Below are 12,726 nucleotides of genomic sequence, written 5' to 3' on the forward strand. Positions count from 1 at the left end.
GGCCCCGGCCCCTCGCGCCGTGCGCCCCGACCCCGCCGGCATGGCCCGGGCGGTCCGCGACTTCCTCACCGCCGCGGGGCTCGACCTCCAGGACGTGAACCTGTTGGACACGCCCACGCGCGTGGCCGACGTGTGGGCGAACGGCTTCCTCGACGGCTACGGCCGCACGCCCGAGGAGGCGCTTGGGAAGACCTACCCCGCGCCCGCGGACTCCTCCGGCGAGCTGGTGGTCGTGACGGACCTGCGCTTCCACTCCATGTGCCCGCACCACCTCCTGCCCTTCACCGGCCGCGCGCACGTGGCCTACGTGCCGGGTTCGCGCGTGGTGGGCTTCGGGCGCATCGGCGCGCTGGTGGACCTCTTCGCGCACCGGCTCATCCTCCAGGAGGACCTGGCGCGGCAGGTGGCGCGGTCGCTCGCCCGCGTGCTCGACAGTCCCGCCACCGCCTGCATCCTGGAGGCGGAGCAGGCGTGCCTGCGGCTGAGGGCCGACCACCAGCGCGACGCCGTCACCCACGCGGAGGCCTATGAAGGGCGCCTGCGCCGCGACGGCCCCCTGCGCCGCGAGCTGTGGGCCCGGCTGGGGGCTCGCACGGGGGCGGGCCGATGAACCCCGCCTCCCAGGCCTTCGAGCGCGTGGCGCCCGAGCGCGTGGCGAAGGTGCTGGAGGCCCTGGCGGACGTGCTGTCCCAGGGCCAGGTGAAGCGCGACGAGGCCACGCTCGACGCCTACGCGCGCGACGAGTCCGACAGCGGCGTGTACCGGCCCGACGCCGTCCTCCTGCCGGAGACCACCGCGCAGGTGTCCGCCATCTTCAAGGCGTGCCAGGCGCACGGCGTGCCCTTCACCCCCTGCGGCGCGCGCAGCGGCAAGAGCGGCGGCTCGCTGCCCCTGAAGGGCGGCATGGCGGTCAGCCTGGAGCGCATGAACAAGATCCGCTCCATCTCCAGGGAGGACCTCACCGCGGTGGTGGAGCCAGGCGTGGTGACGGGCGACCTGATGAAGGCCGTGGAGGCGCAGGGCCTCTTCTACCCGCCGGATCCGAACTCCTGGGAGTTCTGCACGCTGGGCGGCAACGTGGCGGAGAACGCCGGCGGCCCGCGCGCCCTGAAGTACGGCGTCACGCGCGACTACGTCATCGGCCTGGAGTGGGTGATGCCGGACGGCGAGGTGCTGCGTGTGGGCCGGCGCACCATCAAGGGCGTGGCCGGCTATGACCTGGTGGGGCTCTTCGTGGGCTCCGAGGGCACGCTCGGCGTGGCCACCGAAATCACGGTGCAGCTGATTCCACTGCCCCGTCAGGTGATGACCGCGCTGGTGGTGTTCCCCTCCGTGCTGGACGCGGCGCGAGGCGTCTCCGCGGTGCTCGCCGCCGGCCTCCTGCCGCGCTGCCTGGAGCTCATCGACGAGGTGGCCGTCCAGGCCATCGTGCACCGGGGCAGCTTCCAGTTCCCCCCGGACGCGGGCGCCGCCCTCATCGCCGAGGTCGACGGCAACACCTCCGAAGGCGTCTTCGCGGAGCTCCAACTGTTGGGAGACCTCTGCAATCAGCACGGGGCCACCCAGACCCTGGTGGCCCAGGACGACAGCCAGCGCGAGAAGCTGTGGGCGGCGCGGCGGGTGATTTCCCCGGCGCTGCGCGCGCTCAAGCCCGCCAAGATTTCCGAGGACATCGTGGTGCCCCGCTCGAAAATTCCCGAGATCATCGAGCGGCTGAAGAAGATGGGGGAGGAGCTGGGGCTCACCGTGGCCACATATGGCCACGCGGGCGACGGCAACCTGCACGCCAACATCCTCTACGAAGGTGCCAGCCAGCGCCCCCTCGTGGACGAGGCGCTGCGGCGCATGCTGGTGCTCACCGTGGAGCTGGGAGGCACCATCACCGGTGAGCACGGCGTGGGGCACGCGAAGCGGGAATATCTGGCGCTGGAGCAGGCGCCCGCGCTGTTGGAACTTCAGCGCCGCCTGAAGGCCTTTTTCGATCCATCAGGTCTGCTCAATCCCGAGAAAATCTTCCCCGCGCTCAAGCGTTGAAGACCTCGTGACCGGAAACGTAGGTGCTGTCCCACCCGTCGCGTCGCGCGCTGCCAAGGGCCCGGAAGTGCGAGTGCGTGACGGGCTTTTGACAAGGGTAAGAGGGGGAAATGCCCTTCTTGGAAGGAATGAGAAACCCTTTCCGCCGTTGCGCGTCCTAGTGACAGATGGACGCGGTTCGTCGGGGGATTCATCGCGTCCGGCAGTTACGAACGGAAGGACGGGAAATCATGGCCAACTCGACGAAGTTCGCGGCAGAGGGCCTTTCGCATTACCTGCGTCACCTGGGCGGGCACCAGCAGCTCACGCGTGAGCAGGAGTACGAGCTGGCCCGCCAGGCCCGCAAGGGTGACGAGAGCGCCCGACAGACGCTCGCCAGCTCCAACCTCGCTTTCGTGGTCGCCGTGGCGAAGAAGTTCGCCAACCGCGGGGCCCGCCTGGATGACCTCATCCAGGAAGGCAACGTCGGCCTCATGAAGGCCATCGAGCACTTCGACCCGAAGAAGAACGTGCGCTTCGCCACCTATGCCGTCTGGTGGATCCGCGCCTACATCACCCGCTACCTGAAGGACAACCGCAGCCAGGTGCGCGGCGGTGAGGCGGAGCGCGGCAGCATGGTGGACTTCTCGCTGGACGCCACCATCGACGAGGAGGGCGAGACGACCTTCCTCGACCGGCTGGAGGACGGCGGCCCCTCCCCGCAGGAGTCGTTCCTCTCCCGCGAGCAGGACACCGAAATCCAGGATGCCCTGGCCAAGGTGCGCAAGCGCATTGGCGACCTGGGTTGGGACATCCTCCAGGAGCGCCTCACGCAGGACAAGCCGCTGACGCTGGAGGAGCTGGGCCAGCGCTGGGGCGTGTCGCGCGAGCGCGTGCGCCAGGTGGAGCTGAAGACGAAGAACTTCCTGGAGCGCTACCTCATCGCGTTCAACGAGAACGAGGAGCACACCGCCACGGCCGACGCGGCCTGAAGCGGAAGCGGAAAAGGCAGCATCTGTTGCGTCGCTGACGGGACCTGGCGGGGTGTTCGCACCTTGCCGGTCCCGTCTTCGTTTTTGCCGCGCTGCGTCTGGTACGTTCGGTTGATGGTAGGCGAGCGTGCGTGCTAAGGCTTTTCGATGCGCTTGAAATTGCTTGCCCTTTGGGTGCTTTGGGCCATCCCGGCAAACGCCGCGGATCCCGCGCTGCTCGACCAACTCGACGCGTTGTACGCGAAGCGCAGTGACGCGGAGTCCGTGAAGGCGCTGGACAAGGAAGTGTCCGAGGCGCTGAAGGCCGCGCCGGACGACTTCGACCTGGCGTGGCGCAAGGCGCGCATCCTCCAGTGGCAGGCGGACGGCGCCACGGAGAAGAAGCTCAAGATGGTCCTGGGCAAGCAGACCTGGGAGGCCGGGGACAAGGCCGCAAAGCTCCAGCCGGCGCGCGTGGAGGGCTACTACTTCGCCGCCTGCGGCATTGGCTCCTACTCGCAGGCCGTGGGCATCATGAAGGCGCTGGGCGACGGGCTGGAGGGCAAGTTCAACGAGCGCCTGGACACCGCGCTGAAGCTCGACGCCACGTACGAGTACGGCGGACCCTGGCTGGTGAAGGGGCGTTACTTCTATGAGCTGCCCTGGCCCAAGCGCGACCTGGGCAAGTCCGCCGAGTACTACCAGAAGGCCATCGCCAAGTTTCCGCAGTCGCTGCGCGCGCACTACTACCTTGCCGAGACGTTGCTGAAGGACGGCAAGGCGAAGGACGCGAGCGCCGCAATCGAGAAGGTCAAGCAGGGAAGCACCGCGTACAACCCCGCTGAGGGGCAGCGCGTGCAGCAGTGGGCCAAGAAGGTGGATGCCGACATCCAGGAGGAGCTCAAGTGAGGGCAGAGAGTCAGGTCACGACGGCTCCCGCGGCGAGCGGGACGCAGGAGCAGAACCTCGTCCAGTTGCTCGTTCAGCGGGCCCAGAACGCCTCCAAGGTAGGCGTGACGCACAAGAAGGACGGGCGCTGGCAGGACGTCACGTTCGCGCAGGTGCTGGAGGACGTGAAGGCGCAGGCGGCGGGCCTCATCGCCCAGGGCGTTCAGCCCGGGGACCGGGTCGCCATCTTCGCCAATACCAGCTTGCAGTGGATCATCGCGGACCTGGCCATCAGCGCGGCCCAGGCCATCACGGTGCCCATCTATGGCTCCAACACGCCGGATGAGTGCCGCTACGTCCTGAACCACTCGGAGACGAAGCTGCTGCTCGTCGACAACGACGAGAAGGACGCCAAGCAGGCGGGCCGCCTGTCGCGCGTTCGCTCCAAGCTGGGGGACATCCCCACGCTGCAGAAGATCGTCGTCTTCGAAGGCCCCATCTCCGGGGACAAGGAGATGTCGCTCGCGGACATGGTGGCCTCCGGCAAGGGCATCCCCCAGGCCGCCGAGTCCGCGTTCACCGAGCGCGTGTCGCAGGTGAAGTTGGACGACACCAACATGCTCGTCTACACCTCCGGCACCACGGGCGACCCGAAGGGCGTCATCCTCACCCACGGCAACTGGGCCTACGAAGCGAAGGCCACCCAGGCCATGGGCATGATGAAGCCGGACGACTCCGTCATGCTCTTCCTGCCCCTGGCGCACGTGTTCGCCCAGGTGGTGAAGGCCGCGTGGCTGTCCATGGGCTTCCGCCTCATCATCGCGGAGTCGGTGGACAAGCTGCTCGCGAACCTGGCGGAGACGCGCCCCACGGTGCTGCCGTCCGTGCCGCGCGTGTTCGAGAAGGTCTACAACAACGTCGTGGCCAACGGCTCGGCCGCCCCCGGCGTGAAGGGCAAGCTCTTCAAGTGGGCCTTCGGCCTCTTCGACGAGTACGCCGAGGCCAAGGGACAGGGCCGCGAGTACAGCTCGCTCCAGTTCAGCCTGGCCAAGAAGCTGGTGTTCTCCAAGGTGCGCAAGACCCTGGACGAGAAGCTGGGCGGCAACATGCGCATCTTCATCTCCGGCGGCGCGCCGCTGTCCCGGAAGATCGCGTACTTCTTCGACCTGCTCGAGCTCAAGGTCCTGGAGGGCTACGGCCTCACGGAGACGAGCGCGCCGTGCAACGCCAACCGCGTGGAGAAGATCAAGATCGGCACCGTGGGCCCGCCGGTGCCGGGCACGGAGATCAAGATCGCCTCGGACGGTGAGATCCTGGTGCGTGGCCCCTGCGTGATGAAGGGCTACTACAAGAACCCCGCCGCCACCGCGGAGGTGCTGGATCCGGACGGCTGGTTCCACACCGGCGACATTGGCGAGGTGGACTCCGACAACTACCTGCGCATCACCGACCGCAAGAAGGACATCATCGTCACCGCGGGCGGCAAGAACGTGGCGCCTCAGAACATCGAGAACACGCTCAAGACCTTCCCGCTCATCAGCCAGGCCATGGTGTACGGCGACAAGCGGCCGTTCCTGGTGGCGCTGATCACCGTGTCCGAGGAGCCGGCCAAGAAGCTCCTGGAGGACAAGGGCATCCCGGTGGGCACCTACGCGCAGAACTCCCAGCGGCCGGAGATCAAGGTGGCCGTCGAGGAGATCATCAAGAAGGTGAACGCGGAGATCCCCCCGTACTCCAGCATCAAGAAGATCGCCGTCATGGACGCGGACTTCACGCAGGAGTCCGGTGAGCTCACGCCCACCCTCAAGGTGAAGCGCAAGGTCGCCAGCCAGAAGTACATCAAGACCATCGACGCCATGTACGAAGGCGCCAAGGTCATGGACTGACGCACCAAAGCCCGACGCCCGTCCCTGGCCGCTTTCGAGCGGTCACGGTACGGGCGTCACGGGTGAACGTTCAGTGATGTCTTGACGTCAGGGGCGGGGCCTTCCCGGGCCCACCCGGACGGGCCCGCGCTCAGGCGTGCGAGCTGGGCGACTTGGCGGCGACGTCCTTGTCCACGGTGGTGGACGCGGACAGCGTGCCGGTCTTCTTGTCGCCAGCGTCGTCCTTCTCCTCGTCGCTGGAGAAGCCGCGCTTGAAGTTGCGGAGCGCGCTGCCCAGGGACGAGCCGAGCTGCGGCAACCGCGAGCCGCCGAACAGCAGCAGCAGCGCCGCGAAAATCAGAAGAATCTCAGGAAGCTTCAATCCCATGGCTTCGCTCCTCACGAAATGCGCGGGGGAGCATACCGGTGGGAGGTGGGTCGCGCTAGCAACTCCGCTGGCCGGGGCTCACGCCTGCCAGCCCGCTGGCTGCCCGAGTTCCGCTGGCACCGATAAGGGCAACGTGAGGAAGAGGGTGGTGCCGCCCGCGTCCGCCTGGGCGCCCACCTGTCCACCGTGGGCCTCCACCTCCTGCCGGGCCAGGAAGACGCGCAGCGGATCCTCCAGCTTGCGCTCGCGGAAGGCGCGCTCCTCGCACTGGAAGACAGCGGTGATGTCCTCTTCCGGAGCGGCCGCGCCGTCGCGGCGCACCTCCACCCGCACCTGGTGCCCCAGGCGCTCGGCGCGCACGTGGAGCGCTTCGCCCGGCTGCGCGCGTGCCAGCAGGTGATGCACGAAGGCCTCCACCGCGTGCTGGATGCGGCCCGCGTCCACCGTCACGTCCGGCAGCTCCGGCAGCGTGTCCAGCTCCAGCCCCACGTTGGCGGCGGCCGCCGCGGCCCGCGTGCGCTCCACCGCGGCATCCAGGATGGGCAGCAGCGGCTGGCGCTCGCGCTCACACGCCAGCGCGCCCAGGTCCGCGCGGCTGGAGTCGAAGAAGTCCTGGGCGAAGGAGAGCGCCCGGTCCGCGTTGCGCAGGATGGTCTCCAGCCCGCGCTGCGCCTTGGGCTCCAGCGGGATGCGCCCGTTGAGCAGCAGCGCCGCGTACGAGCGGATGTTGGCCAGCGACCCGCGCAGGTCGTGCGACGCGAGCGACAGGAAGCGCACGCGGTCCTCCACGCGCTCGCCTGGCGGTGAAGCCTGGGGCACCTTGGGTGAAGCCGGCTCCGTGCTCCAGGGCACCGGCAGCGCCCAGACCAGGCGCCCGCCGTCCTCCAGCGGCTCCTCGCCCACCAGCAGGGTGCGGTCCTGGCGCTCCCACAGGTTGCGCTCGCCGTTCTTGCGTCGGAAGCCCACGGCGGCCATCAGCCCGTCGATGCCCGTCACGGCCGACATGGGAGGCAGGGCCTCCAGCCCCAGGTAGTCCAGGAGCAGGGGGCCGAGCAGGCGAGGTGTCCCCTGACGGGGCAGCAGCGCGAGCCCCGGCGCGGTTTCGTTGACTCCAGGCGTCTCCCCCATCCACGTCACGCGGACCTCCCCTGGCCGTGCCTCGAATCAACGGAAGGGTGGGCAGTGACTGTCGGTTTTGCAACGGGCTCCGGCTCCGTCCGCGGGGCCCTTGATTTCTTGCACCCGGGGGGCCAGTGATGGTGGATGATCCATCTCCGGAAGCGGTATCGAGGAGACAACTCTGACCTCGCTCAACGCACAGCAGACTGACGCACCCGTGGTGCTCGTCGTGGACGACGATCCCGACATCCTGGAGGCGCTCTCGGAGATCCTGGAGGCCGAAGGCTTCGAGATCCGCCGTGCGCGCAACGGCAAGGAGGCCCTGGAGCGCCTGGAGCCGGACCCTCCGCACCTCATCCTCCTGGACCTGATGATGCCGGTGATGGACGGCTGGGAGTTCGCCCAGCGCATGCGCCAGAAGCCGGACTTCGCGGGCATCCCCATCATCGTCCTCAGCGCGGACCGCAACGTCGGCAGCAAGGCGAAGGACATTGGCGCCATGGGCCACCTGGCCAAGCCCTTCGAGCTCAACGACCTGCTGTCGATGGTGCGACAGTCCCTCAACCCCTCGGCGGACACCTCGCGCGTCTGAGCATGCACCCCGTGGCCGTGCTTGACCCGACGGTGGGGCGCCACTACGGTCCGCGCAGGCCTGATTCACCAATCAACGCTGAATACCAAGGAGCGAGTCATGGCGACCGCGAAGGACATCATCGAGGGGCAGATTCCCGAGAAGCTTCAGGCGAAGCCGGAGCTGGCGAAGGACATCAACGCCATCATCCACTTCGACGTCTCCGGTGACGGTGGCGGCAAGTGGACGCTGGACACCACCAAGTCCGAGGGCTGGGTGTCCGAGGGTCTCAACGGCGCGTCGAAGATGACGGTCACCGTCAGCAACGACGACTTCGTGAAGATCCGCGAGGGCAAGCTGAACCCGCAGATGGCCGCCATGCAGGGCAAGCTCAAGTTCAAGCCGATGGACATGGGCCTCGCCATGAAGCTGGCGAAGCTGCTGGCCTGAGCCTCTCCGTAGCTTGCCGTACCGACGGCGCGTCACCCTTGTGGGGACGCGCCGTCTGCATGTCTCCACTTCCCCCTGGAGCCCCCTCCCATGTCCGAGCCGTCTTCCCCCCTCGCAGGCCTGCGGGTATTGGACCTGTCGCGCCTGTTGCCCGGCCCGTACGCGACGCTGGTGCTCGCGGACCTGGGCGCCACCGTGGACACGGTGGAGGACCCGGACGTGGGGGACGCCACCCGCCACATGCCGCCGCACCGAGACGGGGAGGGCGCGCTCTACTACGGGCTGCACCGCAACAAGCGCTCGCTCACGCTGAACCTCAAGGCGCCGGAAGGCCGTGAAGCGCTCCTGCGCCTCGTGTCCCACTACGACGTGCTGGTGGAGAGCTTCCGCCCCGGCGTCATGGACAAGCTGGGCGTGGGCGAAGCGGTGCTGCGCCAGAAGAACCCGCGGCTCATCTACTGCGCCATCTCCGGCTACGGCCAGACGGGGCCGGACCGGCTCAAGGCGGGGCATGACCTCAACTACGTGGCCCGCGCGGGCCTGCTGGGCTACGGCGGCGAGGCCGGTGGCGCGCCCGCGTTCCCGGGCGTGCAGATGGCGGACATTGGCGGCGGCAGCCTCTTCGCGCTGGTGGGCATCCTGGCCGCGCTGCACGAGCGCGAGCGCACCGGCGTGGGCCGCTTCGTGGACGTGTCCATGACGGACGGCGCGCTGGCGTTCCTCCACCTGCACCTGGCCTCGCGCCTGTTCATGGGGAAGGAGGGCGCGCCGCTCCAGCGCGGAAGCGAGCCGCTCAACGGCGGCTATCCCAGCTATGGCCTGTACCGCACCGCGGACGACCGCTGGCTCGCGGTGGGCGCGCTGGAGCCCAAGTTCTTCGGCGCGCTCTGCGCGAAGCTGGGCCGTCCGGAGCTGCTGGATGACGCGTACTCGGGCGGCGAGGACGGCGCGCGCGTGAAGGCGGAGCTCACCCGCATCTTCGCGAGCCAGCCCCTGGCGCACTGGCGCGAGCAGCTCTCCGGCGCGGAGTTCTGCGTGGAGCCGGTGGCGGAAGGCGACGAGGTGCTCGCGGATCCGCAGCTGCGCGCGCGCGGCCTCTTCGTGGAGACGGACGATGCGCAGCGCGGCATCCGCGTCACGCACCTGCTCACGCCCCTGCGCATGGGCGACGTCCCGCTGCGTCCACCGCCCACGCTGGGACAGCACTCGCGCGCCATCCTGGAAGACGCGGGTTTCACGGCTGAGGAAATCTCGCGCCTGATTGCATGAATGACGCGTGAAACGAACCTGTGAGGGCGGGTTCGTGCGCGGATCCAAAGTGACCCGTTGCTGATTGACAGCTCTGGAGCCACAGTTAGATCTTTTCCGGTTTTCGGACTGGAAATCGACTTTCAAGCCCTGGGAAGGAAGGTATTCCGTGCCCGACGCGCAGGAGCTCGAGTCATATATCCGGCGGAAGTTCGCCGAGAACGTGGGACTCACGGAGTTGGAATTGTTCTCCGAGGACCTCACACTCGCGGCGCTGATTACACGCTCCGAGCGAATGACCAACAGCGTGGACCTGATGGAAGCCTTTGCCCGCACATCCAACGGGCTGCGCAAGGACTTTGGACTCCGGGTCCGCCTGCCGGCGCTGTCGCTGGACACGCCGGTGTCCAAGGTCCTGGCGGTGTTCATGGGCGAAGTCACGAACCCGGAGCGGAAATCGGCATGAGCGTCCTGGTGCGCATCCTCGAGCACGAAGAAGCGACGGTCGCTCCCTCCCCCCTCCACCCGCGCGAAGGCCGCCCGGCCATCCTGACGGAGCTGTACGAAGCCCTCACCCGGCGGGGCCTGTCGCTGGTGGACATCACCTGGGAGCAGCAGCGGCTGCATGAATCGCGGCGCTGGAGCGTCGTGGAGATGCTGGCCCAGGTGGACTTCGCGCACGTGGGCGAAGCCGACCGGCACATGGTGTGGAACGCGGGGCGGGCGGAGCTGACGACGAAGCCGGGCGCGGACCGGCTGGAGCGGCTGGCGGACCAGGAGTGCCGCCGGTGGCAGGAGCAGAACCCCACCGTCGCCGCCATCATGCAGGCGTGCGGCACGTGGAGCCGCTACTGGAACGAGGAGGAGGCGCACCACGAGACGGCGTTCAACCGCCTGTCCACGGTGCTGCGGCTGGAGCCCATCACCGACGCCACCTTCATGGAGTTCCGCAAGGTCTTCCCGGACGACGACATGCTGCGCACGCTCACGCTGCTGTCCATCTCCGAGGTGGTGGCGGCGGTGGACTACGGCCAGTGCTCGCAGATGGTCCAGGACCCGGGCCTGCGCGCGCTGTTCAAGCAGGTGGCCGCGGACGAAGTGCAGCACATGAACTACTTCATCGCCTTCGCCAAGGCGCTGGTGGACAGCGGCGCGTACAAGGCGAAGGAGGCGTTCGCGGTGGCGCACCTGTTCCTGCGCGACGGCGGCGAAGTGCACGGCAGCAAGCGCGAGCATGTGGAGTCCCGCGAGACGCACGTCAACTGGTGGGATCAGGTGCGGCACCGCGAGGGCTTCTATGCGCCGGACGCGCTGCGCAAGAAGGAGCAGCTCATCTTCCACGCGCTCAAGCGCATCACCGGCATCACGGTGACGTCGCGAGACGAGCTGGAGAACACCTGGATGGACCTCGTCGGGTGCTGATGGGCCTGGGCCACGACCTCCAGGCCATCTCGGAGCTGGAGGCCGCACGGGCCCTGCGGGAGCCGGACGTCTTCTTCACCGCCGCGGAGCTCGCCCACTTCGAGCGCGCGGTGGATCCGTTGCAGAGCCTGGCGGCGGGCTTCAGCGCGAAGGAGGCCCTCTTCAAGGCGCTGCCCGCGGTCGACGGTTGGTTCTGGACGGACGCGGAGCTCGTCCACGACGCCCGGCACGCGCCGCGCTTCCGGTTTCACGGCACGCTCGCGACGCACCTGGCGCGCGAGGGCCTGCAGGTCGCTGTATCGCTGTCGCATAGCGGAGGGTTCGTCTCGACGGTGGTCATCGTGACGCGCGCTCCATCCCCCTGAAGTCGCTGTCCTCCCCCGACAGCCGAAGGACATCCCCCCGTGCACTTCGAAGAGTCGTCGCTCACGCTGCGCGTACGTCCCAATGACCTGGACACCCTGGGGCACGTGAACAACGCCACCACGCTGGAGTACCTGGAGGCCGGCCGCTGGGCCTGGCTGGAGCGGCAGGGGCTGAGGCGCGGAGGGCCGGTGGTGGCCGTGGTGTCGCGCGTGGAGGTGGACTACCGCCGGGAGATTCCCCCGGGCGAAGTGGTGGTGCGCACGGAGCTGGAGTCGCCCGCGGCGGACGAGCTGGAGCCGGACGGCATCCACTACCGCGCGCGGTTCCGTCAGCGCGTGTTCCTGGCGGCGGACGGGCGGGTGGCGGTGGAGGCGCTGGTGAGCGTGGCCTTCCTGGACGCGCGGGAGCGGTCGCTCGCGTCGCTGCAGCAGTTCCTGGACGCCGCGCGCGCTCCGGTGGCTCCCGTCGAGGAGTCGCTTCCATGAGCACGCACGTGAAGCCGGAGTTCACGTCGCAGGACCTCTGGGTGCCCACGTCCCAGGAGCACGCGCTGCACGTCGTGGAGGCGAGAATGTCCGGGACGCCGGACTCCGCGCCCGGCGTCCTCTTCGTGCCGGGCCTGTTCTCCGACGGCCGCTTCTTCCTGGGCGGGCAGGGCGACGGGGCCGCGCGCACGTTCGTGGACGCGGGCTGCGTGGCGTACGTCGCATCCCTGCGCGGGCATGGCAAGAGCCGCTGGCCGGCGAAGCGCGCGTACGACTGGAGCTTCGACACGTACGTGCGCCACGACATCCCGGACCTGGTGCGGGCCGTGGGCGCACGTCACGCCGGTCCGCTGTTCCTGCTGGCCCACAGCATGGCGGGCTACGCGGCGCTGGCGGCCCTGGGCGTGGACCCCTCGCTCCAGGCATCGCTGTCCGGCGTGTGCACGCTGTCCTCGGCGGTGAACGACTACAGCGACGGCGGGTTCAAGAAGCGCTTCCAGCTGGGCTTCTCGGCCGCGGTGGCGGGGATGCTGGGACGCTTCCCGGCGAAGGCGCTGAGGCAGGGGCCCTGGGACGAACCGGCGGGCGTGATGCGGCAGTTCACGGACTGGGCGCCCACGGGCGCGTTCCGGAGCGCGGACGGCGCGACGGACTACTGGCGCGCGCTGGGCAACGTGACGCTGCCGGTGTTCGCGGGCGTGGGCGCGGCGGACATGTTCCATGCGTCACCGCAGCGCGTGGAGAAGCTGGTGGCCCACCTGGGCAGTGCCCGCAAGGACCTGTTCGTCCTGGGGCGCGCGCAGGGGCTGAGCTGGGAAGCGGGCCACTTCGACGTGGTGCGCGGGGAGCGCGCCCGCGCGGAGGTGCTACCCCGCGTGCTCGCGTGGATGCGTCAGGTGGCGCCCGCGCACTGAAGGACCCGGAGGAGGGGAGGTTTTTC

At 68.8% G+C, this 12,726-nt stretch carries 15 protein-coding genes; 13 read left to right on the forward strand and 2 right to left on the reverse strand.

Annotation, left to right across the window (positions count from 1 at the left end; all coding sequences use genetic code 11):
• From folE to D7V80_RS15460, 5 genes are all read left to right on the forward strand, one after another.
• A partial coding sequence (gene folE, locus D7V80_RS15440) for a GTP cyclohydrolase I (protein ID WP_370452497.1) occupies window positions 1–610 on the forward strand: 610 nt, incomplete at its 5' end.
• Window positions 607–2,034: an FAD-binding oxidoreductase gene (locus tag D7V80_RS15445; protein ID WP_120588889.1), complete on the forward strand. Its 1,428-nt coding sequence runs from the start codon at window positions 607–609 to the stop codon at window positions 2,032–2,034. The genes folE and D7V80_RS15445, both read left to right, overlap by 4 nt.
• A 230-nt stretch (window positions 2,035–2,264) precedes the next feature.
• Window positions 2,265–3,005, forward strand: coding sequence for an RNA polymerase sigma factor RpoD/SigA (locus D7V80_RS15450; RefSeq protein ID WP_014397912.1), 741 nt, complete (start codon window positions 2,265–2,267; stop codon window positions 3,003–3,005).
• A gap of 147 nt (window positions 3,006–3,152) precedes the next feature.
• On the forward strand, window positions 3,153–3,893 hold the full coding sequence (locus D7V80_RS15455) for a tetratricopeptide repeat protein (protein ID WP_120588890.1): 741 nt from the start codon (window positions 3,153–3,155) through the stop codon (window positions 3,891–3,893).
• On the forward strand, window positions 3,890–5,758 hold the full coding sequence (locus tag D7V80_RS15460) for a long-chain fatty acid--CoA ligase (protein ID WP_120588891.1): 1,869 nt from the start codon (window positions 3,890–3,892) through the stop codon (window positions 5,756–5,758). Before D7V80_RS15455 ends, D7V80_RS15460 begins: the two co-directional genes overlap by 4 nt.
• 130 nt (window positions 5,759–5,888) lie before the next feature.
• Here D7V80_RS15460 and D7V80_RS15465 read toward each other — a convergent pair whose 3' ends face one another.
• Complete coding sequence (locus tag D7V80_RS15465; protein ID WP_014397895.1) at window positions 5,889–6,125, reverse strand: twin-arginine translocase TatA/TatE family subunit; 237 nt, start codon at window positions 6,123–6,125, stop codon at window positions 5,889–5,891.
• 78 nt (window positions 6,126–6,203) lie between these two features.
• Window positions 6,204–7,253, reverse strand: coding sequence for a sensor histidine kinase KdpD (locus D7V80_RS15470; protein ID WP_120588892.1), 1,050 nt, complete (start codon window positions 7,251–7,253; stop codon window positions 6,204–6,206).
• A gap of 208 nt (window positions 7,254–7,461) precedes the next feature.
• Between D7V80_RS15470 and D7V80_RS15475 the strand changes: the two genes are divergently transcribed.
• From D7V80_RS15475 to D7V80_RS15510, 8 genes are all read left to right on the forward strand, one after another.
• Entirely contained in the window at window positions 7,462–7,836 is a 375-nt protein-coding gene (locus tag D7V80_RS15475) for a response regulator (protein WP_014397893.1), read from the forward strand.
• Between the two features lie 99 nt (window positions 7,837–7,935).
• A complete protein-coding gene (locus D7V80_RS15480; protein ID WP_014397892.1) occupies window positions 7,936–8,265 on the forward strand; it encodes an SCP2 sterol-binding domain-containing protein in 330 nt (109 codons plus the stop codon).
• A gap of 90 nt (window positions 8,266–8,355) precedes the next feature.
• Window positions 8,356–9,534: a CaiB/BaiF CoA-transferase family protein gene (locus D7V80_RS15485; RefSeq protein WP_120588893.1), complete on the forward strand. Its 1,179-nt coding sequence runs from the start codon at window positions 8,356–8,358 to the stop codon at window positions 9,532–9,534.
• 148 nt (window positions 9,535–9,682) lie between these two features.
• A complete protein-coding gene (locus D7V80_RS15490; protein ID WP_120588894.1) occupies window positions 9,683–9,979 on the forward strand; it encodes a hypothetical protein in 297 nt (98 codons plus the stop codon).
• On the forward strand, window positions 9,976–10,935 hold the full coding sequence (locus tag D7V80_RS15495) for a ferritin-like domain-containing protein (RefSeq protein WP_120588895.1): 960 nt from the start codon (window positions 9,976–9,978) through the stop codon (window positions 10,933–10,935). Before D7V80_RS15490 ends, D7V80_RS15495 begins: the two co-directional genes overlap by 4 nt.
• Window positions 10,935–11,300 (forward strand): holo-ACP synthase, encoded by a 366-nt coding sequence (locus D7V80_RS15500; RefSeq protein WP_233585375.1) that lies wholly within the window; start codon window positions 10,935–10,937, stop codon window positions 11,298–11,300. The genes D7V80_RS15495 and D7V80_RS15500 overlap by 1 nt, the downstream gene beginning before the upstream one ends.
• A 39-nt stretch (window positions 11,301–11,339) precedes the next feature.
• The gene (locus D7V80_RS15505; protein ID WP_120588897.1) at window positions 11,340–11,786 is read left to right on the forward strand and encodes a thioesterase family protein; all 447 of its coding nucleotides are present in this window, start codon (window positions 11,340–11,342) and stop codon (window positions 11,784–11,786) included.
• Window positions 11,783–12,700 carry a serine aminopeptidase domain-containing protein gene (locus tag D7V80_RS15510; protein ID WP_120588898.1) on the forward strand — a complete coding sequence of 306 codons (918 nt, stop codon included), beginning with the start codon at window positions 11,783–11,785 and terminating at the stop codon, window positions 12,698–12,700. Before D7V80_RS15505 ends, D7V80_RS15510 begins: the two co-directional genes overlap by 4 nt.
• Window positions 12,701–12,726 lie beyond the last annotated feature (26 nt).

Origin of the sequence: Corallococcus sp. CA054B (assembly GCF_003611625.1) — a bacterium.
Taxonomy (GTDB): domain Bacteria; phylum Myxococcota; class Myxococcia; order Myxococcales; family Myxococcaceae; genus Corallococcus; species Corallococcus coralloides.